This window comes from Pseudaquabacterium inlustre (assembly GCF_038066595.1).
GTDB lineage: Bacteria > Pseudomonadota > Gammaproteobacteria > Burkholderiales > Burkholderiaceae_C > Pseudaquabacterium > Pseudaquabacterium inlustre.
In genome coordinates this window covers 45,567-70,190 of record NZ_JBBUTH010000009.1, presented here as the reverse complement: position 1 = coordinate 70,190, position 24,624 = coordinate 45,567, and the positions used below count along the sequence as shown (strand labels likewise).

The window sequence follows — 24,624 nt, the reverse complement described above, 5'->3', positions numbered from 1 at the left end:
TCATTCCTTCATTCGCGAGCGAACATAGATCAGCAGCACGCCCAGCGACGCCACCAGGCTGCCGCCGGTGACCAGCGGTTCCCCCAGGGCCAAACCGTAGCGCTCGGCGGCCAGGCCGGTGCACACGCCCAGCAGGCCACCGTAGATCAGCACCCACACCCAGATTTCGACAACCGACGGTTTCATGGCCGCCAGTGTGCGCCGGGTGGAACATCCCCATCAAGGGCTCAGAACCAGGCGTCCTGCATCTCGCGGCAGGTGGCCTCGCGGCGCGCCACCACGCCCAGCCAGGCGTCGATGCGCGGCAGCTCATAGGCGTAGAAGTAGCGGCAGGCCTGGCGCTTGCCCTGGGCAAAGGCCTCGGGCAGTTGCGCCTCATGCTGGTGCACCGACAGGGCCACATCCAGCCACACCCAGGCCAGCACCACATGGCCGAAGGCCTGCAGGTAGGCCGTGGCATTGGCCAGGGCCTCTTCGGGCACGCCGGTGGACCAGGCGGCCTTGGTGGCCGCGCCCAGCTTCTGCAAGGCCGCGGCCAGCGCGGCGCCATGCTCGGCCAGGCCCGGTACCTGACCGGCCTGCTCGATGGTGCGGTTGATCGTGGTGGCCAGCAGCGTGAGGCCCTTGCCACCGTCCATCACCACCTTGCGGCCCAGCAGATCCAGGCCCTGGATGCCGTGCGTGCCCTCGTGGATCATGTTCAGGCGGTTGTCGCGCCAGTACTGCTCCACCGGAAAGTCGCGCGTGTAGCCATAGCCGCCGTGCACCTGGATGGCCAGGCTGTTGGCCTCCAGGCACCACTCGCTGGGCCAGCTCTTGGCAATCGGCGTCAGCACCTCCAGCAGCCACTTGGCCTGGTCGGCAGCCTCCGGGCCGGCCGTGTGCTGCTCATCCACCAGGCGGGCGCAGTACAGCGCCAGCGCCAAGGCGCCCTCCGAATACGCCTTCTGCGCCAGCAGCATGCGTTTCACATCGGCGTGTTCGATGATGGGCACCTGCGGCGCGGCCGCGTCTTTGCCGCCCACGCCCATCGGCCGGCCCTGCGGCCGCTGGCGCGCATAGGCCAGGCTGGCCTCGTAGCCGGCCATGCCCAGCATGGTGGCGGCCATGCCCACGCCGATGCGCGCCTCGTTCATCATGTGGAACATGCAGGCCAGGCCCTGGCCCGGCTTGCCCACCAGGTAGCCCACGGCACCGGCCTGGCCACCCGGCTTGAAGCGCCCTTCGCCAAAGTTCAGCAGCGTGTTGGTGGTGCCACGCCAGCCGCACTTGTGGTTCAGGCCGGCCAGCGCCACGTCGTTGCGCTCGCCGGTGAGTTGGCCATCGGTGTCCACCAGCTTCTTGGGCACGATGAACAGCGAGATGCCCTTCACGCCGGGAATCGTCTTGCCATCGGGGCCAGGGATCTTGGCCAGCACCAGGTGGATGATGTTCTCGGTGAGCTCATGCTCACCGGCCGAGATCCACATCTTGTTGCCCTTGAGGCGGTAGCGCGGGCCGAGCGGATCGGCCTCGTGCCCCTCGCCATCGGGCGTGGCGCGCGTGGCCACGTCGCTCAAGGACGACCCGGCTTGCGGCTCGGAGAGGCACATGGTGCCCGAGAAGCGGCCCGAGAACTCGTTGAGCGCGAACACGCGCTTCTGCGTCTCGGTGCCATGCGCCATCAGCAGGTTGGCATTGCCCACACTGAGCATGCCCGAACCGATGCTGACCGAGGCCTTCGAGAAGAAGGCATTGGCCGCCGCCTCCACCGTGTACGGCAGCTGCATGCCGCCGATGTCGTAGTCCTGCGCGGCGCTGAGCATGCCGGATTCGGCATACGCGTCCCAGGCCTCTTGCGTGGCCTGGGGCAGGATGACCTTTTCGCCATCGAAGCGCGGCTCCTCCACGTCCACCAGCCGGTTGAACGGCGCGAACTTCTCGCGCGCGATCTTCTCGCAGGTGTCGAGCACCTGGCCGAAGGTCTCGGCCGAGTGGTCGGCAAAGCGCTCACGCTCGGTGAGCGCGGCCACGTTCAGCCAGTGGTGCAGCAGGAAATCGACGGTGTCGCGCATCGGGTCGGTCAGTCTCGGATCGGTGGATCAGCGCAGGCTCAAAGAACCTCGAACACGCCAGCGGCACCCATGCCGCCGCCGATGCACATGGTCACGCAGACGCGCTTGGCGCCGCGGCGCTTGCCTTCGATCAGCGCATGGCCGGTCAGGCGCTGGCCGCTCACGCCATAGGGATGGCCCACGGCGATGGCGCCGCCGTTGACGTTCAGGCGGTCCATCGGGATGCCGAGGGTGTCAGCGCAGTACAGCACCTGCACGGCGAAGGCCTCGTTCAGCTCCCACAGGTCGATGTCGCTCACCTTCAGGCCCAGCTTCTTCAGCACCTTGGGCACGGCGAACACCGGGCCGATGCCCATCTCGTCGGGCTCGCAGCCGGCCACGGCAAAACCCAGGAAGCGGCCCAGGGGCTTCAAGCCCTTCTGCTGCGCATAGGTGTCGCTGACCAGCACGCAGGCGCCGGCGCCGTCGCTGAACTGGCTGGCATTGCCGGCCGTCACCACACCGCCCGGCACGGCCGAGCGGATGCCGCGGATCGACTCCAGCGTGGTGCCGGGGCGCAGGCCCTCGTCGGCCGACACGGTGACTTCCTTGCTGCGCAGGCCCAGCACGGCATCGGCCACGCCGGCTGTGACGGTGATCGGCGCGATCTCGTCCTTGAACAGGCCGGCTTCCTGGGCGGCGCAGGCCTTTTGCTGGCTGCCGACGCCGTACTCGTCCATGCGCTCCTTGGCGATGTTGTAGCGCTTGGCCACGTTCTCGGCCGTCTGCAGCATGTTCCAGTAGATCTCAGGCTTGATCTTGACCAGCGAGGGATCCTGGATCATGTGCATGTTCATTTCCTGCTGCACGCAGGAGATGCTCTCCACGCCGCCGGCCACGTACACATCGCCCTCGCCCGCGATGATGCGCTGGGCCGCCATCGCGATGGTCTGCAGGCCGCTGGAGCAGAAGCGGTTGATCGTGACACCGCTCACCGAGATCGGCAGGCCGGCCTTCAGCAGGGCCTGGCGGGCGATGTTCATGCCGGTGGCGCCTTCGGGGTTGGCGCAGCCCATCAGCACGTCCTCGATGTCGGCCGCGTCGATGCCGGCACGCTGCACGGCGTGCTGGATGGCGTGGCCGCCCAGCGTGGCGCCGTGGGTCATGTTGAAAGCGCCCTTCCAGCTCTTGCAGAGCGGGGTGCGGGCGGTGGAGACGATGACGGCGTCGGTCATGGGAAAGCTCCTGGGGGAATCTGGAAGATGGGGGGGGGTAGTGGGCTCAGGCCTGCGCGGCGTTCTGCGCCACGGTGGAGGCCTGGTAGACGCTGCGGCGCACCTGCGAGAACACGCGGCGCACCATGGGCTCGAACTCGCTGATCGGCAGCGGCTTGGCGGCCGGGTCGAACGCGGGGTTGTCGTACAGCGCGCAGAACTCTTCGGTGCGCGCGAAGTGCTCGTGGCCGCGGAACTGCTCGCGCAGGTTGCGGTCGAGCCCGATGTGGTGGAAGAAGTAGTAGCCCTGGAAGATGCCGTGGTTCTGCACCATCCAGAGGTTGGCCTCGCTGACGAAGGGCTTGAGGATGGCCGCCGCGATGTCGAAGTGGTTGTAGCAGCCCAGCGTGTCGCCGATGTCGTGCAGCAGCGCGCAGACCACGTACTCCTCGTCGCGGCCGTCGCGCAGGGCCAGCGTGGCGGTCTGCAGCGAGTGCTGGTAGCGGTCGATCGGGAAGCCGCCGTAGTCACCATCCAGCAGGGCCAGGTGCTTGAGCACCCGGTCCGGCAGCGTCTTGGCGAACGCGGGGAACTCCGCGCCGATGGCCTGCCAGTCGGCGGCCGTGCTCTCTTCCATGCGGGTGAAAGTGGCGCGTGCGTTCATCGCGTGTCTCCTGTGAGGATGGGTGGGTGCCTCGTGCGGCCTGGACTGACCGGTCGGCGCGTCAGGTGAAGCTGGTGCCCTCGGCCACCTTGCGCGCCAGCAGCGGCGCCGGCTGCCAGAAGGCGGCGTCGTCGTGCGGGTTCCGGGCAAAGCGCTTCATGGCCTGGGCCACGTTGTACAGGCCCAGGCTGTCGGCGTAGCACAGCGGGCCGCCGCGGAACAGCGGGAAGCCATAGCCGGTCAGGTACACCATGTCGATGTCGCTGGCCTTGTTGGCGATGCCCTCCTCCAGGATGTGCGCCGCCTCGTTGACCAGCGCGAACACCAGGCGCTGCACGATCTCCTCATCGGAGATCTTGCGCGGCGTGATGCCCAGTTCGGTGCGGTGCGCGGCGATCATGTCCTCGACCAGCTTTGACGGAATGGCATTGCGGTTCCCGGCCTGGTAGTCGTACCAGCCGGCGCCGGTCTTCTGGCCGTAGCGGCCCAGCTCGCACAGCTTGTCGGCGGTGCGGCTGTACAGCATGTTGGGATGCTCGATGGCGCGGCGCTTGCGGATGGCCCAGCCGATGTCGTTGCCGGCCAGATCGCCCATGCGGAACGGGCCCATCGCGAAGCCGAACTTCTCGATGGCCTTGTCCACCTGGGCCGGCGTGGCGCCTTCGTCCAGCAGGAAGCCGGCCTGGCGGCTGTACTGCTCGATCATGCGGTTGCCGATGAAGCCGTCGCACACGCCCGACACCACGGCCGTCTTCTTGATCTTCTTGGCAATGGCCATCACGGTGGCCAGCACGTCCTTGGCGGTTTCCTTGCCGCGCACCACCTCCAGCAGCTTCATCACGTTGGCCGGGCTGAAGAAGTGCATGCCCACCACATCCTGCGGGCGCTTGGTGAAGGACGCGATCTTGTCGACGTCCAGCGTGCTGGTGTTGCTGGCCAGGATAGCGCCGGGCTTGGCGACCTCGTCCAGCGTCTTGAACACCGTTTCCTTGACGCCGATCTCCTCGAACACCGCCTCGATGATCAGGTCGGCGTTCTTCAGGTCGGCGTAGCTCAGCGTGGTGGTCAAGAGCGCCATGCGCTGCTCGTACTTCTCCGCTTTCAGCTTGCCCTTCTTGACCTGGGCTTCGTAGTTCTTGCGGATGGTGGCCACGCCCCGGTCCAGCGCCTCCTGCTTCATCTCGAGCATCGTGACCGGGATGCCGGCGTTCAGGAAGTTCATCGTGATGCCGCCGCCCATGGTGCCGGCACCGATCACGCCCACCGTGGCGATGGTGCGCTGCGGCGTGCTCTCGGGCACATCGGGGATCTTGCTGGCAGCGCGCTCACCGAAGAAGGCGTGGCGCAGCGCCTTGGCCTCGGGCGTGAGCATCAGGCCCTTGAAGATGCGCAGTTCCTCGGCCAGACCGTCGTCCAGGCTGCGGGCCTTCAGCGAGTAGGCCACGGCGTCCACGCAGCCCAGCGGCGCCGGGAAGTTCTTGGCCATGCCGGCCACCATGTTGCGCACGAACTTGACGTAGGCATCGGGGTTCGGGTGCTTGACCTTCAGGTCGCGCACACTGGGCAGCGGGCGCACATCGGCGATCTTCAAAGCGAAGGCGATGGCACCTGCCAACAGGTCGCCCTCGATCATCTGGTCGATCAGCTTCTGGCCGGGCAGCGAGGCCAGCACCTCGCTGGGCACCGGATCGCCCTTGACGATCATGTTCATGGCCGTCTCGACGCCCAGCACGCGCGGCAGGCGCTGCGTGCCGCCGGCGCCGGGGATCAGGCCGATCTTGACCTCGGGCAGCGCGATGGCCGCGCCCGGTGCGGCCACGCGGTAGTGGCAGCCCAGCGCCAGTTCCAGCCCGCCACCCATGCACACGGTGTGGATGGCGGCCACGATGGGCTTGCCGCTGGCTTCGGCCAGCTTGATCAGCGACAGCAGGTTGGGCTCGGCCGTGGCGCGGGGCGAATCGAACTCACGGATGTCGGCGCCGCCCGAGAAGGCCTTGCCGGCACCGGTGACGACGATGGCCTTGACCGCGGCGTCGCCATTGGCACGCTCGATGCCATCGGCGATGCCGCGCCGGGTGTCGTAGCCCAGGCCGTTGACCGGCGGGTTGTTCAGCGTGATGACGGCCACACCGTCACGGACTTCGTAGCTGGCGCTCATGGTTGCCTCGCGGGTTCAGGAAAGGGGTGCTTCTCGAAAAAAGCACGATCGTTCGATTCTAGGCATAGCCGCTGATCAGGATGTCCCTGGCGGGACAATCGCGCAGTCGGCGTGATCGCTTACGGGAAAACCCGAGTTCATCCATTCCTTGCAGTCAAAGTACGCGGCAAAGCAAGGTAGGCATCAACGCAACACCCCGGCCGCGAGCGGCCGGGGCGGCCGGGCTCAAACCTCCAACCACTCCTTGCGGATGTCGGCGTTGGCCTTCAGCTGCGCCGGCGTTCCCTCGAACACGATCTGGCCATGGCCCATCACCAGGCAGCGCTCGGAGACTTCCAGCGCAATGGTCAGCTTCTGCTCCACCAGAAGCACGGCGATGCCGCGGCGCTTCAGCTCACGCAGGTACTCGGCCACCAGTTCCACGATCTTGGGCGCCAGGCCCTCGGTGGGCTCGTCGATCATGATCAGGTCGGGGTCGCCCATCAGCGTGCGGCACAGCGTCAGCATCTGCTGCTCGCCGCCCGAGAGCACGCCGGCCTCGGTGTGCTGGCGCTCCTTCAGCCGCGGGAACATGCGGTACATGTCGTCGAAGGACCAGCGCGGGTTCTTCTTGCCGCGCTTCTCGCCCAGCATCAGGTTCTGGTGCACCGTGAGCTTGGGAAAGATGTCGCGGTTCTCAGGCACATAGCCCAGGCCCAGGTGGGCGATCTCGAAGGCCGGCTTGCCCATCAGCGGCGTGCCGTTCCAGCTGACCGCGCCCGTGCCTTCCACCAGGCCCATGATGGCCTTGACCGTGGTGCTGCGGCCCGAGCCATTGCGGCCCAGCAGGGCCACGATCTCCCCGGGCCGGATGTCGAAGCTGACGCCATGCAGCACATGGCTCTTGCCGTAGTAGGCGTGCAGATCTCGCAATGACAGCATGGTGGTTTCAGTGCCCCGCAGCTTGTTGTTCGGCCAGCACCGAGCCCAGGTAGGCCTCCTGCACGCGGGCATTGGCGCGCACCGCGTCGGGCGTGTCGAAGGCGATCACTTCGCCGTACACCAGCACGGCGATCTTGTCGGCCAGGCCGAACACCACGCCCATGTCGTGCTCCACGGTCAGCAAGGTCTTGCCCTGGGTCACGTCGCGGATCAGGTCGATGAAGCGGCTGGTTTCGCTCTTGCTCATGCCGGCCGTGGGCTCGTCGAGCAGCACCACCTCGGCGCCGCCGGCGATGGTGATGCCGATCTCGAGTGCGCGCTGCTCGGCATAGGTGAGGTTCATCGCCAGCGTGTCGCGGCGCTTGTCCAGGTGCAGCATGGCCAGCAGCTTTTCGGCGCGGGCATTCACGTCGTCCATCTTGGACAGGAACTTCCAGAACGCGTACTTGTGGCCCAGGCTCCACAGCACGGCGCAGCGCAGGTTCTCGAACACCGACAGGCGCACGAACAGGTTGCTCACCTGGAAGCTGCGCGCCAGGCCGCGGCGGTTGATCTCGTAGGGCGTCAAGCCGTCGATGCGCTGGCCGTTGAGCCGGATCTCGCCGCCGCTGGGGCCGAAGCGCCCGCTGATCAGGTTGAACAGCGTGCTTTTTCCCGCGCCGTTGGGGCCGATGATGGCCACCCGCTCGCCCGGCTTCACCTGCAGCTGCGCGCCGCGGATGATCTCGGTCTTGCCGAAACGCTTGGTCAGGTTCAGCAACTCGACCGCGTATTCACTCTTGCCGGCGGCACTCATGCCCGGCCCTCCCGCTGCGCAATGATGTGTTCGATCTCGGCCTGGATGCCGCCCCAGATGCGCGCGAAGTCACGCCGGCGCCACTCGAAGAGGCCACCGGCCACCACCAGCAACGCCACCGCGCCCGCCCAGCTGCCCGCGGCGCTGGCATCGAGCTGCACGCCCAGGAACTTCATCGTCGGCCCCAGTGCGGCGTTGAGCTGCAGGTGGTAGAGCATCTCGATCATCGCGGCGATGCCGGTCAGCGCGGCCAGGCCGGTGATGGCCAGCACGATGTAGGACGGCACCAGCCGGCCCAGGCGCTTGAAGGCCGCCACCCGCACGTTCATCATGATCAGGCTGGCCAGGCCGCCGGGGGCGTACATCACCATCAGCAGGAACACCAGGCCCAGGTACAGCAGCCAGGCCTTGGTCAGCTCGGACAGCAGCACCAGCGCGATCACCATCAGCACCGCGCCCAGGATGGGCCCGAAGAAGAAGGTGGCGCCGCCCAGGAACACGAACAGCAGGTAGGCGCCCGAACGCGCCGCGCCCACCACCTCGGCGGTGACGATCTCGAAGTTCAAGGCGCCCAGACCGCCGGCAATGCCGGAGAAGAAGCCCGAGATCATGAACGCCAGGTAGCGCACCATCTGCGTGTCGTAGCCGATGAACTCCACGCGCTCGGGGTTGTCGCGCACGGCGTTGAGCATGCGGCCCAGCGGGGTGCGGGTCAGCGCATACATCAGCGCGGTGCTGATGAAGCAGTACACGGCGATCAGGTAGTAGACCTGGATCTGCGGGCCGAAGTTGATGCCGGCCACTCCCTTGCCCACCACGCGATTGCCACTGATGCCGCCCTCGCCACCGAAGAGCTCGGGGATCATCAGCGACATCGACCACACCAGCTCGCCCACACCCATCGTGATCATCGCGAAGGTGGTGCCGCTCTTCTTGGTGGTCACCCAGCCGAGCACGGCCGCGAAGAACAGGCCCGACAGGCCGCCCACGATGGGCAGCAGCGCCACCGGGATGTGCAGCTTGCCGGCCGACACCAGGTTCAGCGTGTGGATGGTCAGGAACGAGCCCATGCCGCTGTAGACGGCATGGCCGAAGCTGAGCATGCCGCCCTGCCCCAGCAGCATGTTGTAGGCCAGGCAGGCGATGATGGCGATGCCGATCTGGCTGAGCATCGTCTGCGCAAAGCTGCTGCCCCACAACAGCGGGGCCACGGCCAGCACCAGCGCGAAGCCGCCCCACACCATCAACGGCCCACCCAGCGGATTGGGCCGGTAACTCAGGGTTGGTAATCCACTCATGACGTCTCGGATCTCGCTTCAGCGTTCGGTTCAGCTCTCACGGGTGCCCAGCAGGCCCTTGGGCCGGAAGATCAGCATCAGCACCAGCAGCAGGTAGGGCAGGATCGGCGCGGCCTGCGCCAGCGTGATGCGCAGCAGCGGCCAGCCCGGCGTGCCGGCGCCCACGGTGCCGGCGCCGGCCAGTCGGTTGATGGCGTCGGCCAGGCTGGCGTCCACGGTCAGCGGCAGGGTCTGCAGCAGGCCGATCAGCAGCGAGGCCACGAAGGCCCCGGCCAGCGAGCCCATGCCGCCCACCACCACCACCACGAAGATGATCGAGCCCACCACCGCGGCCATGGCCGGCTCGGTGACGAAGGTGATGCCACCGATCACGCCGGCCAGGCCAGCCAGCGCGCAGCCGCTGCCGAACACCAGCATGAACACCCGCGGCACGTTGTGGCCCAGGGCTTCCACGGCTTCAGGGTGGGTCAGCGCCGCCTGGATCACCAGGCCGATGCGGGTGCGCGTGAGCAGCAGCCACAGCGACACCAGCATGGCCAGCGCCACCAGCATCATGAAGGCGCGCGTCATCGGGAAGCGCGAGCACTGTGCGCCCTGGCAGATGGCGTCAGCGGCGGCCCCCAGCACCACCGAGAAGCCCTGCGTGGGCGACTGCACGATGGTGAAGGCCGGGCCCTGCAGCAGCTCGGGCGGGGCGAACTGCACCGGGGTGCGGCCCCAGATCAGCTGCACCAGCTCCAGCACCACGTAGCTCAGGCCGAAGGTGATCAGCAGCTCGGGCACATGGCCGAACTTGTGCACGCGGCGCAGCGCGGTGGTCTCGAACACCGCGCCCATCACCCCGACGGCCAGCGGCGCGACCAGCAGCGCCAGCCAGAAGCCGAGCACGCCGGTGAGCGTGTAGGCGATGTACGCGCCGATCATGTAGAAGCTGGCGTGCGCGAAGTTCAGCACGCCCATCATGCTGAAAATCAGCGTGAGGCCCGAGCTGAGCATGAACAGCAGCAGCCCGGAGCTGACGCCGTTGAGTACGTTGATGAGGATCTGGTCCACGGTGGGGCTGGCCTTGATGTGAAAACGGCCCGGCGGAGGTGGCTCCGGCGGGCCGGCGACTCAGGCGTTGGGGTTTACGGACGCTTCATCTGGCAGCTCGTCGGCGTGGACGCGACATACGCGTCGTAGGCCTTCACCGGCTGGAAGTTGTAGCCGGTGTTCTCGACGCTGTACGGCGCCTTGGCATCGGCCTTCTTCCACACCGTGACGAACAGGCCCTGCTGCAGCTGGTGGTCGGTCTTGCGCATCTCGACCTCGCCGTTGAAGCTCTTGAACTTCAGGCCTTCCATCGCCGCGGCCACCTTGGCGGGGTCGGTGGTCTTGGCCGCAGCCATCGCGTTGCTCAGCAGCGCGAAGGCGTGGTTGACGGCCAGCGTGTAGTAGTCGTCGTTGAACTTGGCCTTGAAGTCGTTGGCGATCTTGCCCACTTCGCCCGGCATGTTGCTGTGCGCGTAGGCCACGGCGTACACGCGGCCGGCGGCGCCCGCGCCCAGGGCCGTGGGCGTGCCGGTCACGCCGGCGTAGTAGGTCAGGAACTTGACGTTCAGGCCGGCGTCGTTGGCCGCCTTGACCAGCAGCGTCAGGTCGGAGCCCCAGTTGCCGGTGAGCACCGTGTCGGCGCCCGAGGCCTTGATCTTGGCGACATAGGGCGCGAAGTCACGCACCTGGGCCAGCGGGTGCAGGTCGTCGCCGACGATCTGGATGTCGGGGCGCTTGCGCTGCAGCGTCTCCTTGGCGAACTTGCTGACCTGGTGGCCGTGGGCGTAGTTCTGGTTGATCAGGTAGACCTTCTTGATGTCGGTCTGGTCCTTCATCCAGGCGGTCAGGGCCTCCATCTTCATCGAGGTGTCGGCGTCCAGACGGAAGTGCCAGTAGTTGCACTTGCTGTTGGTCAGGTCAGGATCGACCGCCGCGTAGTTCAGGTAGACGAGTTCCTTGCCGGGGTTGCGCTCGTTGTGCTTGGCCACGGCGTCCATGATGGCCAGCGCGGCGCCCGAGCCGTTGCCCTGCACGATGTAGCGCACGCCCTGGTCGATCAGGCTCTTGACCGCGTTGGTGCTCTCCTGCGGGCTGAGCTTGTTGTCGATGGGCACCATCTCGAACTTCACGCCGGCAGGGTTGTTCTTGTTGAACACCTCGGCCACGAACTGGAAGCTCTTGATCTGGTTGGTGCCCACCGGGGCCATCAGGCCCGACAGCGGGTCAACCCAGCCGATCTTCACGGTCTCGCCCTTCTGGGCCATGGCGCTCGCGGCGCCCAGCGTCAGGGCAGCGGCGGCGGACAGGGTGAACAGGGTCTTGGAAAAGCGCATCCAGGTCTCCAAAGTTGTTGCGGTGCAACCGGCGGCCGTGACGGTAACGGATGGTGCGCACGGGCCGCCTCGGGGACTACCCCAGCGCCTTGTCGCACCGGGGACAAAACCATACCCAAAACCCGAAAGTTATTCCGCAAAACGAAAAAGCCACCCGCAAGGGGTGGCCTCTTCACAGGGAGAAGTTGATTTCGATCAGGCCGACGGCAGCACGTGATTCTTGAACTGCTCGCGCAGTTTCAGCTTCTGGATCTTGCCGGTGGCGGTGTGCGGAATCTCGTCGACGAAGACCACGTCGTCCGGAATCTGCCACTTGGCGATGCGACCCTCGAAGAACGCCAGAAGTTCCTCACGCGTGACGTTCTGGCCCGGCTTGCGCATCACCACCAGCAGCGGGCGCTCGTCCCACTTGGGGTGCTTGGCAGCGATGGCCGCGGCCTCGTGCACGGCCGGGTGGGCCATGGCGATGTTCTCGAGGTCGATCGAGCTGATCCACTCGCCTCCCGACTTGATCACGTCCTTGCTGCGGTCGGTGATCTGCATGAAGCCGTCGGCGTCGATGGTGGCCACGTCGCCGGTGGGGAACCAGCCCGGCTCGCCATCCACCGTCACCAGCGGCGACTCGGGCTTGCCGAAGTAGCGGTCGATGACCCACGAGCCACGCACCACCAGGTTGCCGGCGGCCTGGCCGTCCCAGGGCAGCGACTTGCCGTCGTCGTCGATGATGGCCATGTCGATGCCGTAGATCACGCGGCCCTGCTTTTCCAGCAGGCGCTGCTGCGCCTCGTGCGGCAGGTCCTTGTGCTTGGCCTTGAGCTTGGACAGCGTGCCCAGCGGCGACAGCTCGGTCATGCCCCAGGCGTGGATCACCTCGACGCCATGCTCCTCCTGGAAGGCCTTCATCATCGCTGGCGGGCAGGCCGATCCCCCGATCACCGTGCGCTTGAAGGTGCTGAACTTCAGCTTGTTGTTCTTCATGTGCGTCAGCAGCCCCAGCCACACGGTGGGCACGCCGGCGCTGAAGGTGACCTTCTCGCTCTCGAACAGCTCGTAGACGCTCTTGCCGTCCAGGTGCGGGCCGGGGAACACCAGCTTGCAGCCCACCAGCGCGGCCGAGTACGGCAGGCCCCAGGCGTTGACGTGGAACATCGGCACCACCGGCAGCACCACGTCCGAGGCGCTGCAGTCCATCGCGTCGGGCAGCGCCGCGCCATAGGCATGCAGCACGCTGGAGCGGTGGCTGTAGACGGCGCCCTTGGGGTTGCCCGTGGTGCCCGAGGTGTAGCAGATGCTCGACGCGGTGTTCTCGTCGAAGGTGGGCCAGGTGTAGCGCCCATCCTCGGCGGCCACCAGGTCCTCGTAGCACAGCAGACTGGGAATGGCGGTGCTGGCCGGCATGTGGGCGCGGTCGGTCATCAGCACGAAGTGCTTCACCGTGGTGAGCTGCACCGCGATCTTCTCCACCAGCGGCAGGAAGGTCAGGTCGAAGCACAGCACCTTGTCTTCCGCGTCGTTGGCGATCCAGACGATCTGCTCGGGAAACAGGCGCGGGTTGATCGTGTGGCACACCAGCTGCGAGCCGGAGCTGCCGTAGTAGATCTCCACATGGCGGTAGCCGTTCCAGGCCAGCGTGCCGATGCGGTCACCGGCCTCGCAGCCCAGCCGTGCAAAGGCCTGGGCCAACTGGCGCGAGCGCAGTTCCACCTCGCCCCAGGTGGTGCGGTGCATGTCGCCTTCCACGCGCTTGGACACGATCTCGGTGTCGGCAGCGTGGCGGGCGGCATGGCGGATCAAACTCGAGATCAGCAGGGGCATCTGCATCATCTGGCCCATCAGCGCAGGCATCGTGTTCTCCTCGGATCAAGGGTGCATCGGTCAGTGGCAGGCCAGGCGGCACAGGGGCCGTGGCACGGGGCGCGCACGGTAGCCGAGTGCCGGCATGCCCCTGGTCGCAGATGCGACAAGCCAGCCTGCCTACACTGGCTGCATCCTGTGCGCCAGCCGCGTCGCGATTCTGCGCCGGCCCGATGCCCCGCCGGGCATGGCTAGAGGTATCTCACGAGTTCAGTCGCAGCCCCATGAACCCCTTCGACAAGTTCGGCAAGAAAGCCGCCGCGGCCCCGGCACCGCACCCGCACGACGACGCGCGCTACCCGGTGCGCAAGAGCGAGGCCGAATGGCGCGCCCAGCTCGACCCGATGCAGTTCGAGGTGGCGCGCCGTGCCGCCACCGAGCGCGCCTTCACCGGCCGCTACTGGGACCACTGGCAGGACGGCGTCTACCGCTGCGTGGGCTGCGCCACACCGCTGTTCCGCTCGGCCGAGAAGTTCGATGCCGGCTGCGGCTGGCCCAGTTGGTGGCAGGAGATCGAGCCGGGCCGCGTCGAGCGCCTGGTGGACACCAGCCACGGCATGGTGCGCGTGGAGGTGCGCTGCGCCACCTGCGGCTCGCACCTGGGCCATGTGTTCGAGGATGGGCCCGCGCCCACCGGCGAGCGCTACTGCATCAATTCCGCATCCATCGACTTCACGCCCGAAGCTTGACTTTGTTCACGCCCGGCGCCTGCCAGGCCCGCCCCGGGGCCTGCAAGCGCGGGGATGCGCCACGCTGGCACCCATGAGGGCGTCTGCGCCCAGGGCTACACTCGTCGCCGCATGAAACTGCTTCTGGACTTTCTGCCGATCCTGCTGTTTTTCGCGACGTTCAAGTACGCCGAGAACCACCGGGAATGGGCTGCCGCCTTCGCCACCGAACATTTCGCCTGGATGGTGGCCGGCGGCACCGTGGGCCCGACCGAAGCGCCGGTGATGCTGTCCACGTTGGTGGTCATCGCCGCATCGCTGGCCCAGGTGGCCTGGCTGAAGCTGCGTGGCCGCAAGGTCGACCTGATGCTGTGGGTCAGCCTGGCCCTGGTGGTGGTGCTGGGCGGCCTGACCGTGTGGCTCAAGAGCGAGACCTTCATCAAGTGGAAGCCCACCGGCCTGTACTGGGCCATGGCGCTGTCCTTCCTGGTCAGCCAGATGGTGTTCGGCCGCAACCTGCTCAAGCTGATGCTGGGCGAGCAGATCGAACTGCCCGACGCGGTGTGGCAGCGATTGTCTTGGGCCTGGGTCGGGTTCTTCGCCGGCATGGGCGTGCTGAACCTGTGGGTGGCCTACCATTTCAGCACCGATGCCTGGGTCAACTTCAAGCTGTTCGGCGGCATCGGCCTGATGCTGGTGTTCACGCTGGCTCAGGGCCTTTACATCAGCCGCCACATGCCCGAGCAGCCGGCCGAGGACCAATGAGCATGGGCGCTGCCGCCGTACAAGCCAGCCAGATCGAAGCCGCGCTGCGCGCGGCGATCGCGCCGATCACCACGCTGGAGGTGATCAACGAAAGCCATCTGCATGCCGGCCATGCCGGCGCCGCCGAAGGCTCGCACTGGCGCGTGCGCCTGGTCAGCGCGCGCTTGGCCGGGCTGACGCCCGTGGCGCGCCATCGCCTTGTGTATGATGCCCTGCGCCCGCTGCTGGCCCAGGGCATCCACGCGCTCGCCATCGACGCGAAGGCGCCCACGCCGGCCTGATTGGCCATCCGCCGCAGCGGCTCACCCCCTGCCCTGATCGTTCCCGTTCCCAGGCCGCCCGCGTGGCGCGCCCCGCTCCCCGAGAAGGTTTCCCTGCACATGACCCGCAAGAGCTTTGCTGCCCGCGCCACTGCCGTGGCCGTGACTTCCGCCCTGCTGCTGCCGCTGGCGGCCCTGGCGCAGAACATCGCCATCGTCAATGGCAAGGCCGTGCCCAAGGCCCGCCTGGACACGCTGCTCGAGCAGGCCAAGCGCGCCGGCCAGGAAGTGACGCCCGAGATCCAGGCCCGTGCCAAGGATGAAGTGGTGCGCCGCGAGATCTTCGCGCAGGAGGCCGAGCGCCGTGGCGTGGCGCAGAGCGTCGAGTACAAGTCGCAGATGGAACTGGCCCGCCAGAGCATCCTGATCCGCGAACTGTTCGAGGACTACAAGAAGAAGAACCCGGTCACCGACGCCGAAGCCAAGGCCGAGTACGACAAGTTCAAGGCCCAGAACACCGGCACCGAGTACCGCGCCCGCCACATCCTGGTCGAGCAGGAAGAGGAAGCCAAGGCCCTGATCGCCCAGATCAAGGGCGGCGCCAGCTTCGAAGAACTGGCCAAGGCCAAGAGCAAGGACCCGGGCTCCGGCCAGAACGGCGGCGACCTCGACTTCGCCAAGCCCGAGAGCTATGTGCCCGAATTCGGCAAGGCCATGTCCAGCCTGAAGAAGGGCGAGATGACCGAGACGCCGGTGAAGACCCAGTTCGGCTGGCACATCATCCGCCTGGAAGACACGCGCCAGGCCCAGTTCCCCGAGTTCGACGCCGTCAAGGCCCAGATCCAGCAGCACCTGGCGCAGCAGAAGCTGGTCAAGTTCCAGACGGATCTGTCGAAGGGCGCGAAGACGGATTACAAGTTTGCTCAATAAGGTCTGAGCTGACTTCAGCGGCAACGGGCGCCCAGGGCGCCCGTTTTCATTTGGCCGGCAGGTCGGCCAGAAACAGGGCAGGATCGACCATCGCCCGGTTCAGCGCCACCCCCCAGTGCAAGTGCGGCCCGGTGACGCGGCCGGTGGCCCCCACCTTGCCCACAGGTGCGCCCACAGCCAACTCGTCACCGACCTTCACGTCGATGGCGCTCAGGTGGCAAAGCAGCGACAACAGGCCGCTGCCATGGTCCAGCCACACCGACTGGCCGGCGAAGAAGTAGTCGCCGGTGTCCAGCACCGTGCCCGCCAGCGGCGCCCGCACCGGCGTGCCGCTGGCGGCCGCGATGTCCATGCCGCTGTGCGGCGAGCGCGGCTGGCCATTGAAGACGCGCCGCAGCCCGAAGGAACTGGAGCGCGGGCCCGGCACCGGCGGCTGCATGCGCAGCGCGGGCGGCACGCGCTCGCTGTGCGTGGCGATGACCTGGGCCAGGTGGGCACGCTCCCTTTCTGCGCGCGCGGCGTCCGCCGGCGACAGGTCCACATGGCCTGGCGCCACCTTCAGCCGCTGTTCGGCATAACGGTGGGGCTGCACGTCCAGGTTCAGCAGCCTGGGGGCACCCTCACCGGCCTGCACGCGCAGCCCCAGCGGCCCGGGCTGCACCGACAGGCCGATGCCCACCAGCGCCGTCCAGCCCGCCGGGACGCCCGTCATCAGCAGCGGTACCTCGCCCAGCCAGGCGCGCGGCCGCTCGGCGGCGGCCCCCAGTTCCACCAGGGCCACCCCGCCGGGCGCCACGCGCACCGCCGGCGCATCGGCCGGTGCCGCGTGCAGGTCCGACAGCCAGACGCCGGGCGCCACCAGCAGCGGCAGGTGCAGCGCCAGCGCGCGGCGCTTCATGCCACGCTGTCCTCGCGCAGGCGCCCGGCCTCGATGTGCAGTTGGCGGTCGCAGCGCGCGGCAATGCCGCGGTCGTGCGTCACCAGCACCAGGGTCGTGCCCGACTCGCGGTTCATCTCGAACATCAGCTGCATCACCGTCTCGCCGGTGGCATGGTCCAGGCTGCCGGTGGGCTCGTCGGCCAGCAGCACCGCCGGCTCGACGACGAAGGCCCGCGCCAGCGCCACGCGCTGCTGCTCGCCACCCGACAGCGTGCGCGGGTAGTGGCGCAGGCGCTCGCCCAGCCCCACGCGGCGCAGCATCTCGGTGGCCTTGGCGCGCGCATCGGCGCGGCCCAGCAGTTCCAGCGGCAGCATCACGTTCTCCAGCGCCGAGAGGTGCGCCAGCAGCTGGAAGCTCTGGAACACGAAGCCCAGCTGCTGCGCACGCAAGGCGGCGCGGGCGTCCTCGTCCAGCGCGAAGAGGTCGGTGCCGGCGATGTGCACGGTGCCGCGCGTGGGCCGGTCCAGGCCCGCGATGATGGCCAGCAAGGTGCTCTTGCCCGAGCCCGAGGCCCCGACGATGGCGGTTGAACCGCCGCGGTCGATCCTCACATCGATGTCATGGAGAATGGTCAGCGTGCCGGTCGAATCGGCCACCTCGCGGGTGACGTGCTCGACCGAGATGATGGGATCGCTCATGGATGGTGTGAAGCCGCGGCAGGCCCTGTCGCGACGAAAGCTGCTGGCGCACTGTAGCGCGCTGACGATGACGGCGTGGGGGCTGCCGGCGATGTCCGCCACGGCCGCCACGGGCTCTGCGCGCACGCTGCTGGTGGTGGGCGACAGCCTGTCGGCCGAGTACGGGCTGGCGCGCGGCAGCGGCTGGGTGGCGCTGCTGGAAAAGCGCCTGGCCGACGAGAAGATCGCGGCCCGGGTGGTCAACGCCAGCATCAGCGGCGACACCACCTCGGGCGGGCGCTCGCGCCTGGCCGCGCTGCTGACCCAGCACAAGCCCACGCATGTGCTGATCGAGCTGGGCGGCAACGACGCGCTGCGCGGCCTGCCGCTGGACATGACCCGGCAGAACCTGACCGCGATGGCCCAGGCCGCCCGCGACAGCGGCGCCAAGGTGATGCTGGTGGGCATGCAGGTGCCGCCCAACTACGGCGCGCGCTACGGACAGGACTTTGCCGCGCTGTTCGGCAGTGTGGCCAAGGAACAGGGCGCGGCGCTCGTGCCCTTCCTGCTGGCCGGCGTGGCCGATGCGCCAAATGCCGACAAGCTGTTCCAGCCCGACCGCATCCACCCGCTGGCCGAGGCGCACCCGACGATGCTGGCCAATGTGTGGAAGGTGCTGAAGCCCTGGCTGCGCTGAGGCCCTGGCTGCGCTGAGGCGCCCGACGCCCACGCGCCTGGACCGGGCTCAGCGGACCTGGTGCTCGTCGCTGCGGCGCGAGTCGCGCGGCGAGTGGCCGTCGCGCTGCAAGCGACCGTCGGGCAAGGGCCGTTCAACACGCGGCACCTGGGCCGTGGGCGGTGGCGCGGGCGGTGCCGAGGGCTTGGGCGTCGCGCCGGGTGCCGATGGCGCCGCAGGCACGGCGGGTACGGCCGCCGCGGGCGGAGGCGGAGCCGGTGCGGGGACGACGGGTGCGGCAGGCACCGGTGGCACGGGGCGCAGCGGCGACTCGGCGCGGGGTGGCTGCACCCGTGGCGGTACGGCGCGCGGCGGTTCGGCCCTGGGCGGTTCGGTGCGCGGCGGCTCCAGGCGCGGAGGTTCCAGGCGCAGAGGCGGCTCGGGCCGGCGCCACGGGCGTGGCGGCTCGTGGCGCGGCACCACGTGGCCCCAGCCCGGCAGCACCGGCACGTAGCGGTGGCGCTCCACGCGCGGCGCGGGCGCCCAGGCCCACCGGCCGCCGATCAGCACCCACTGCCCGTAGTGGAAGGGGGCAAAGCCCCAGGGCGCGGCGTCGATCCAGGTCCAGCCCCAGGGTGACACCCACACCCAGCGGCCGTCGCGGTACGGGGCCCAGCCCGGCGGCAACTCACGCGGCAGCCACACGCGGCCGGCCGCGGGGTCGTCGCGCCAGTCACCCCAGCGCTGCAGATCGCCGGCACCGGGCATGCCGGCAAGCTCGGGCGCCAGCGGCGCGGCCGGCGCCACATCGTTGCGGGCCTCGCGGCGCGTCCAGTCGGCAAAGGCGTCGCGGTCCACGCCCACCCAGGCGTAGTGGGTGCGTGGCGGCCGGCCCTGCTGCCAGAAGTCCGCGCGCCGGCCTTCCGGCACGTTCAGCGCGCTGTCATCGGCGTCGAAGCGCCATTCACCCGCCCATGCCGTGGCCTGGGTGCTGTCGTGCGCGCGGCTGGCCCGGTAGTGGCCCACGCGCAGCGGCCACAGCCGCCCCTCGGGCGTGCGCAGTTCGATGGCCCGGCCCTGCGGCTCGGCCAGCACGTGCAGCGCCAGGTCGCCACGCGGCAGCCACAGCAGCACCCGGGCGGCATCCAGTTGCTCGATGCGCAGTTCGGTGTCGGCCCCCAGGCGCAGCGTCAGCGTGTCGATCTGCAGCGTGGCACGGCCATCGGGCGCGGTGCGCAGCTGGTCGCCGCGGCCCAGCGGCCAGTTGGTCAGAGGCGTGGTGCTGCTGTCGCGCCAGCGTTCGCGGCCGGTGGCCTCGGTGCCGGGCCCGTCCTCGCGGTCGAGCAGCCACACCCGGCCCTGGGTGGCGGCAAGGCGACCGACGCGCCAGCCGTCGTCCTCGGCCGCCTGGGCACCACCGACCAGGGCCAGACCGACCAGCGCGCCCAGCAGCAGCGCCAGTGCGCCGCCCAGCCACCATCGACATTCGAACGCGGAGTGCGCCAAGCGCCTGTCGTGTGCCATCGGCACGCCTTCCAGCGCCCGCCACCGGGCGCATGCAGGCTCAACGCACCAGCTGGCACGGCGGCTGACGCCGCACCGGCTGCGGGCGTCACACGGTCGGCGTCTGTGCCGCCAGGAAGGCCAGCCAGCCCGCGCGCTCGGACGGCCGCAGCGTCAGCGGCTCGGCGCCCTGCTCGGTGACCAGCACCGTGTGCTCCCACTGCGCCGACAGGCTGCGGTCGCGCGTCACCACGGTCCAGCCGTCGGCCAGCGTGCGGCAGGCGTGGCCGCCGGCATTGAGCATCGGCTCGATCGTGAAGGTCATGCCCGGCACCAGCGTGATGCCGGGGTTGCCGGTGCGGTAGTGCAGCACCTCGGGCGCCTCGTGCATCTGCTGGCCGATGCCGTGGCCGCCGTAGTCGCGCACCACCGACAGGCCGTGCGCCTGGGCATGGCGCTGGATGGCCGCGCCGATGTCGCCCACGCGCGCACCGGGGCGCACCGCCAGGATGCCCAGGTACAGCGCCTGCTGGGTCAGCGTGGCCAGGCGCGTGGCGGCCAGCGTGGGCCGGCCGGCGATGAACATGGCGCTGGAATCCCCATGCCAGCCCTGCACGCTGGCCACCAGGTCGATGTTCAGCAGGTCGCCATCGCGCAGCGCCTTGTCGCCCGGCACGCCGTGGCAGACCACATGGTTGACCGAGATGCAGCTGGCATGGCGGTAGCCCTCGTAGCCCACGCAGGACGGCACGCCGCCGTGGTCGACGATGTAGTCGTGGCACAGCCGGTCCAGCCGCGCGGTGGTGATGCCCGGGCGCACATGGGCACCGATCATCTCCAGCGCACCGGCCACGATGGCCGCCGCCTCGCGCATGTGGGCGATGGCCTCGGGCGTCTTGATCAGGGCGGACATCAGCATGGCCGGGCTCCTTGGCGAATGTCAGTCATCGTCGCCGGCGCTGGCGTCCAGCTCCGGGAACAGCACGCTGGTGAAGCCCAGTTCGCGCAGATCGCTCATGCGCGTGGGGTACAGGCGGCCGATCAGGTGGTCGCACTCATGCTGCACCACGCGGGCGTGGAAGCCCTCGGCCTCGCGGTCGATGGGCTGGCCCAGCGGGTCCACGCCGGTGTAGCGGATGCGCGCATGGCGCGGCACGCGGCCGCGCAGGCCGGGCACCGACAGGCAGCCTTCCCAGTCGCTTTCCATCGCCTCGTCCAGCGGCGTGATCTGCGGGTTGATCAGCACCGTGGCCGGCACCGGCGGGCGGTCGGGGTAGCGCGGGTTGGGCCCGGTGCCGCCGAAGATCACCACCTGCAGGTCCACACCGATCTGCGGCGCGGCCAGCCCGGCGCCGTTGGCCGCGGCCATGGTGTCGGCCATGTCCACCAGCAGCTGGTGCAGTTCGGGCGTGTCGAAGGCGGTGACCGGCTGCGCCACGCGCAGCAGGCGCGCATCGCCCATCTTCAGGATCTCTCGCACGGCCATCGGCTCGGCTCCTCGGGTGACTTGGGGGTAACGGGATCGGGCGATTGTCGTCAGCCGGCGCGCCATAGCAGCCAGCCGGCGGCCAGCCCCAGCGTCAGCAGGGTGACTGGCACACCGGTGCGCGCGTGGCGCCGCCAGTCGATCGCGATGCCCTCGCGGCGCGCGGCGTCGACGACGATGATGTTGGCGATCGAGCCCACGATCAGCAGGTTGCCGGCCAGCGTGGAGATCAGCGCCAGCGTGGGCCCCACATGCGCGCCATGGGCCACCGGCAGCAGCAGCATCACCGCCGGCACGTTGGACACCAGGTTGCTGAGCACCAGCGTGGCGCCCATCAGCGGCAGCGGCTGGTTCAGATCGATGCCCTGCCCGGCCAGCGCCGCCACCGCCTGCCTGGCCAGCCCGGTCTGCGCGAAGGCCGCATTGACAACGAACAGGCCCATGAACAGCACCAGCAGTTCCCAGTCCACCAGGCTCATCACCCGGCTGGAATGGAAGCGCTGGCTGAGCAGCAGCACGCCGGCGCCCACCAGCGCCGCCACATCGCGCGGCCAGCCGCCCCACAGGAACACCAGCACCAGCGCGCCGGCCACGGCCAGGCCCTTGGCGGTCTGCCAGCGGTCCAGCGGCGGCTCGTCGTCGCTGTCGGCCGGACGCCGCGCGGCATCGGTCTGGATGCGCGGCTGAAGCCCGGCGCCGCGCAGCGGCCAGGCCAGCAGCGCCCACAGCGCCAGCAGCCCGGCCAGCACCGGTGGCAGCGCCTCGCGCAGGTAGGCGCCGAAGGGCAGCTTCAGCACCTCGCCGATCAGCATGTTCTGCGGGTTGCCGATCAGCGTGGCGGCCGAGCCGATGTTGGCGGCGCAGGCCAGGCCCAGCAGGTAGGGCACGGCGTCCAGAGCGCGCTGGCGGCAGGCGCGCGCCAGCACCGGCGCCACGGCCAGGCACACGATGTCGTTGGAGAACACCGCCGACAGCGCCGCCGACACCCCCACCACCACGCCCATCAGCGCCGCCGGCGACAGCGGCAGCGCCACGATGGCGCGCGTCACCGCGCCGTAGAAGCCGCCCAGCCGCATCTGCGCCGAGATCACCATGAACGAGAACAGCAGCACGATGGTCGGCAGGTGGATGGCCTGCGCCGCGGCCTCGGGCGTCATCAGCCCGAGGCCCACCACCGCGATGGCGCCCAGCAGCGCCACGCCGGTGCGGTCGAGCCGCAGGCGCGGCAGGCCGCCGAGGACCATGCCCAGGTAGACGGTGGCGAAGATGGCCACCGCCTCCCAGGTGCCGGCACTGCTCATGCCGCGGGAGCAGCCGGCAGCGTGCCGCTGACCAGCAGCGCATGCAGCCCGGCCTCGTCCAGCACGGCGATGCCCAGCTCGCGCGCCTTGTCCAGCTTGCTGCCGGCTTCCTCGCCGGCCACCACGGCAAAGGTCTTCTTGCTCACGCTGCCGGCCACCTTGCCGCCGGCGGCCTCGACCAGCGCCTTGGCGTCCTCTCGACCCAAGGTGGGCAGCGTGCCGGTCAGCACCAGGGTCTTGCCGGCCAGGGTTTGCGGCAGCGTGGTGGCGCCCTCGCCTTCGGGCCAGGTGATGCCGGCGGCGCGCAGCCGTTCGGCCACCTCGCGGTTGTGCGGCTGGTCGAAGAAGGTGCGGATGCTGTGCGCCACCACCGGGCCCACATCGTTGACCTGCAGCAGTTCGGCCTCGGGCGCGTCCATCACGCGGTCCAGACTGCCGAAGTGGCGCGCCAGGTCCTTGGCCGTGGCCTCGCCGACATGGCGGATGCCGAGTGCAAACAGGAAGCGCGGCAGCGTGGTGGTCTTGCTCTTCTCCAGCGCGGCCACCAGGTTCAGCGCGCTCTTCTCGCCCATGCGCTCCAGCGCGGTGAGCTTGGCCACGCCCAGCGTATACAGCTCGGGCAGCGTGCGGATCAGGCCCGAATCGACCAGTTGATCGACCAGCTTGTCGCCCAGGCCTTCCACGTCCATCGCGCGCCGGCCGGCAAAGTGCAGGATGGCCTGCTTGCGCTGCGCGCCGCAGAACAGGCCACCCGAGCAGCGGTGGTCAATGCCGCCGCGCTCGCGTTCCACCAGGCTGCCGCACACCGGGCAGGCCCTGGGCATGCGGAAGTTGGGCACGTACGCCGCGCGCTCGCCGGGGATGCGGCCCACCACCTCAGGGATCACGTCGCCGGCGCGGCGCACGATCACTTGGTCGCCCACGCGCACGCCCTTGCGGCGCAGCTCGAACAGGTTGTGCAGCGTGGCATTGCTGACCGTGGTGCCGCCGACGAACACCGGCTCCAGCTTGGCCACCGGCGTGAGCTTGCCGGTGCGGCCCACCTGGATGTCGATGCCGTTCAGGCGCGTGGCCTGCTCCTGCGCCGGGTACTTGTGGGCCACGGCCCAGCGCGGCTCGCGCGTGACGAAGCCCAGGCGCTGCTGCAGCGCCAGGCTGTCCACCTTGTAGACCACGCCGTCGATGTCGAACGGCAGCGCGTCGCGCTGCGCGCCGATCTGCTGGTGGTAGGCCACCAGCCCGGCCGCGCCCTCGACGCGCTGGCGCAGGCCGTTGACCGGCAGGCCGAAAGCCGCCAGCGCCGCCATCACCGCACTGTGCGTGGCCTCGGGCGACTCCAGCAGCGGCCAGCCCCGCACCTCGCCCAGGCCATAGGCGAAGAAGCTCAGCGGCCGCTGCGCGGCAATCGCCGGATCGAGCTGGCGCACGGCGCCGGCCGCGGCATTGCGCGGGTTCACGAAGGTCTTGTCGCCGCGCTCGCGCTGGCGCTCGTTCAGCGCCTCGAAGTCGTCGCGGCGCATGTAGACCTCGCCGCGCACCTCCAGCAACGGCGGCACGGCCATCCCCTCGCCGGTGGCGAGCAGGCGCAGTGGGACTTTTCCGATGGTGCGGATGTTCTGCGTGACGTCCTCGCCGGTCTCGCCGTCGCCGCGCGTCGCGGCCTGCACCAGCACGCCCTGCTCGTAGCGCAGGTTGATGGCCAGGCCGTCGAACTTCAGCTCGGCGGCATAGGCCACCGGCGGGTCGGCCTCGGTCAGCGCCAGTTCGCGGCGCACGCGGGCGTCGAAGGCCTCGGCGCCGCTGGCCTCGGTGTCGGTCTCGGTGCGGATGCTCAGCATCGGCACCGCATGGCGCACCGGGGCAAAGCCGTCCAGCACCTGGCCGATCACGCGCTGCGTGGGCGAATCGGCGGTGCGCAGCTCGGGGTGCGCCGCCTCCAGCGCCTGCAGCGCCTGGAACAGGCGGTCGTACTCGGCGTCCGGGATTTCCGGCGCGTCGAGCACGTAGTAGCGGTGGGCGTGGTGCTGCAGCAGGGTGCGCAGCGCGGCGGCGCGCTCGGCGGGCGCCGCGGATTCGGGCAGATCGGGCAAGGCGGGCGACACGGGCAGCACAGGCATGAGGCCCGCCAGTGTAGGCGCGCAGGCGCGCCACGCGCCCGCCCGCCCCGCATGCAG

The 24,624-nt window shown here is 69.2% G+C and carries 23 protein-coding genes; 5 read left to right on the top strand and 18 right to left on the bottom strand.

Annotated elements, in window-relative coordinates; genetic code table 11:
* The 11 genes from AACH10_RS17795 to AACH10_RS17745 form a co-directional block, all read right to left on the bottom strand.
* On the bottom strand, positions 1-186 hold the full coding sequence (locus AACH10_RS17795) for a hypothetical protein (protein ID WP_341411827.1): 186 nt from the start codon (positions 184-186) through the stop codon (positions 1-3).
* 41 nt (positions 187-227) lie between these two features.
* The gene (locus tag AACH10_RS17790; protein ID WP_341411825.1) at positions 228-2,054 is read right to left on the bottom strand and encodes an acyl-CoA dehydrogenase; all 1,827 of its coding nucleotides are present in this window, start codon (positions 2,052-2,054) and stop codon (positions 228-230) included.
* A gap of 38 nt (positions 2,055-2,092) precedes the next feature.
* Positions 2,093-3,268, bottom strand: a complete 1,176-nt coding sequence (locus AACH10_RS17785) for an acetyl-CoA C-acyltransferase (protein ID WP_341411824.1) — start codon at positions 3,266-3,268, stop codon at positions 2,093-2,095.
* Between the two features lie 46 nt (positions 3,269-3,314).
* Positions 3,315-3,911: an HD domain-containing protein gene (locus AACH10_RS17780; protein ID WP_341411823.1), complete on the bottom strand. Its 597-nt coding sequence runs from the start codon at positions 3,909-3,911 to the stop codon at positions 3,315-3,317.
* Between the two features lie 61 nt (positions 3,912-3,972).
* Positions 3,973-6,069, bottom strand: coding sequence for a 3-hydroxyacyl-CoA dehydrogenase NAD-binding domain-containing protein (locus tag AACH10_RS17775; protein WP_341411822.1), 2,097 nt, complete (start codon positions 6,067-6,069; stop codon positions 3,973-3,975).
* Between the two features lie 225 nt (positions 6,070-6,294).
* The gene (locus AACH10_RS17770) at positions 6,295-6,990 is read right to left on the bottom strand and encodes an ABC transporter ATP-binding protein (RefSeq protein WP_341411821.1); all 696 of its coding nucleotides are present in this window, start codon (positions 6,988-6,990) and stop codon (positions 6,295-6,297) included.
* Positions 6,991-6,997: 7 nt separating this feature from the next.
* Positions 6,998-7,786 carry an ABC transporter ATP-binding protein gene (locus AACH10_RS17765; protein WP_341411820.1) on the bottom strand — a complete coding sequence of 263 codons (789 nt, stop codon included), beginning with the start codon at positions 7,784-7,786 and terminating at the stop codon, positions 6,998-7,000.
* Positions 7,783-9,084, bottom strand: a complete 1,302-nt coding sequence (locus AACH10_RS17760; protein ID WP_341411819.1) for a branched-chain amino acid ABC transporter permease — start codon at positions 9,082-9,084, stop codon at positions 7,783-7,785. Before AACH10_RS17760 ends, AACH10_RS17765 begins: the two co-directional genes overlap by 4 nt.
* Before the next feature lie 30 nt (positions 9,085-9,114).
* The gene (locus AACH10_RS17755; RefSeq protein ID WP_423228633.1) at positions 9,115-10,080 is read right to left on the bottom strand and encodes a branched-chain amino acid ABC transporter permease; all 966 of its coding nucleotides are present in this window, start codon (positions 10,078-10,080) and stop codon (positions 9,115-9,117) included.
* A 131-nt stretch (positions 10,081-10,211) separates the two neighbouring features.
* Positions 10,212-11,381 (bottom strand): branched-chain amino acid ABC transporter substrate-binding protein, encoded by a 1,170-nt coding sequence (locus AACH10_RS17750; RefSeq protein WP_423228632.1) that lies wholly within the window; start codon positions 11,379-11,381, stop codon positions 10,212-10,214.
* A 264-nt stretch (positions 11,382-11,645) separates the two neighbouring features.
* Positions 11,646-13,295 (bottom strand): 3-(methylthio)propionyl-CoA ligase, encoded by a 1,650-nt coding sequence (locus AACH10_RS17745; RefSeq protein WP_341411816.1) that lies wholly within the window; start codon positions 13,293-13,295, stop codon positions 11,646-11,648.
* A 233-nt stretch (positions 13,296-13,528) separates the two neighbouring features.
* Between AACH10_RS17745 and msrB the strand changes: the two genes are divergently transcribed.
* The 4 genes from msrB (at position 13,529) to AACH10_RS17725 (ending at position 15,927) form a co-directional block, all read left to right on the top strand.
* Positions 13,529-13,993, top strand: coding sequence for a peptide-methionine (R)-S-oxide reductase MsrB (gene msrB / locus AACH10_RS17740; RefSeq protein ID WP_341411815.1), 465 nt, complete (start codon positions 13,529-13,531; stop codon positions 13,991-13,993).
* A gap of 111 nt (positions 13,994-14,104) precedes the next feature.
* Complete coding sequence (locus AACH10_RS17735; protein ID WP_341411814.1) at positions 14,105-14,737, top strand: septation protein A; 633 nt, start codon at positions 14,105-14,107, stop codon at positions 14,735-14,737.
* 2 nt (positions 14,738-14,739) lie between these two features.
* Entirely contained in the window at positions 14,740-15,018 is a 279-nt protein-coding gene (locus tag AACH10_RS17730) for a BolA family protein (protein ID WP_341411813.1), read from the top strand.
* Positions 15,019-15,117: 99 nt separating this feature from the next.
* Complete coding sequence (locus AACH10_RS17725; RefSeq protein WP_341411812.1) at positions 15,118-15,927, top strand: peptidylprolyl isomerase; 810 nt, start codon at positions 15,118-15,120, stop codon at positions 15,925-15,927.
* A 46-nt stretch (positions 15,928-15,973) separates the two neighbouring features.
* Here AACH10_RS17725 and AACH10_RS17720 read toward each other — a convergent pair whose 3' ends face one another.
* Together AACH10_RS17720 and AACH10_RS17715 are read right to left on the bottom strand one after the other, a co-directional pair.
* A complete protein-coding gene (locus AACH10_RS17720) occupies positions 15,974-16,825 on the bottom strand; it encodes a peptidoglycan DD-metalloendopeptidase family protein (protein WP_341411811.1) in 852 nt (283 codons plus the stop codon).
* Complete coding sequence (locus AACH10_RS17715; protein ID WP_341411810.1) at positions 16,822-17,505, bottom strand: ABC transporter ATP-binding protein; 684 nt, start codon at positions 17,503-17,505, stop codon at positions 16,822-16,824. The genes AACH10_RS17720 and AACH10_RS17715 overlap by 4 nt, the downstream gene beginning before the upstream one ends.
* Here AACH10_RS17715 and AACH10_RS17710 point away from each other — a divergent pair.
* Entirely contained in the window at positions 17,504-18,181 is a 678-nt protein-coding gene (locus AACH10_RS17710; RefSeq protein WP_423228623.1) for an arylesterase, read from the top strand. The two genes, AACH10_RS17715 and AACH10_RS17710, sit on opposite strands and share 2 nt — an antisense overlap.
* A 48-nt stretch (positions 18,182-18,229) precedes the next feature.
* Here AACH10_RS17710 and AACH10_RS17705 read toward each other — a convergent pair whose 3' ends face one another.
* From AACH10_RS17705 to ligA, 5 genes are all read right to left on the bottom strand, one after another.
* The gene (locus AACH10_RS17705; protein WP_341411809.1) at positions 18,230-19,666 is read right to left on the bottom strand and encodes a DUF6600 domain-containing protein; all 1,437 of its coding nucleotides are present in this window, start codon (positions 19,664-19,666) and stop codon (positions 18,230-18,232) included.
* A 106-nt stretch (positions 19,667-19,772) separates the two neighbouring features.
* Positions 19,773-20,582 carry a type I methionyl aminopeptidase gene (map, locus tag AACH10_RS17700; protein WP_341411808.1) on the bottom strand — a complete coding sequence of 270 codons (810 nt, stop codon included), beginning with the start codon at positions 20,580-20,582 and terminating at the stop codon, positions 19,773-19,775.
* Positions 20,583-20,603: 21 nt separating this feature from the next.
* Complete coding sequence (gene def / locus AACH10_RS17695; RefSeq protein WP_341411807.1) at positions 20,604-21,149, bottom strand: peptide deformylase; 546 nt, start codon at positions 21,147-21,149, stop codon at positions 20,604-20,606.
* Positions 21,150-21,199: 50 nt separating this feature from the next.
* Positions 21,200-22,450, bottom strand: coding sequence for an anion transporter (locus AACH10_RS17690; RefSeq protein WP_341411806.1), 1,251 nt, complete (start codon positions 22,448-22,450; stop codon positions 21,200-21,202).
* Positions 22,447-24,567 (bottom strand): NAD-dependent DNA ligase LigA, encoded by a 2,121-nt coding sequence (gene ligA, locus AACH10_RS17685; protein WP_341411805.1) that lies wholly within the window; start codon positions 24,565-24,567, stop codon positions 22,447-22,449. The genes AACH10_RS17690 and ligA overlap by 4 nt, the downstream gene beginning before the upstream one ends.
* Positions 24,568-24,624: the final 57 nt, after the last annotated feature.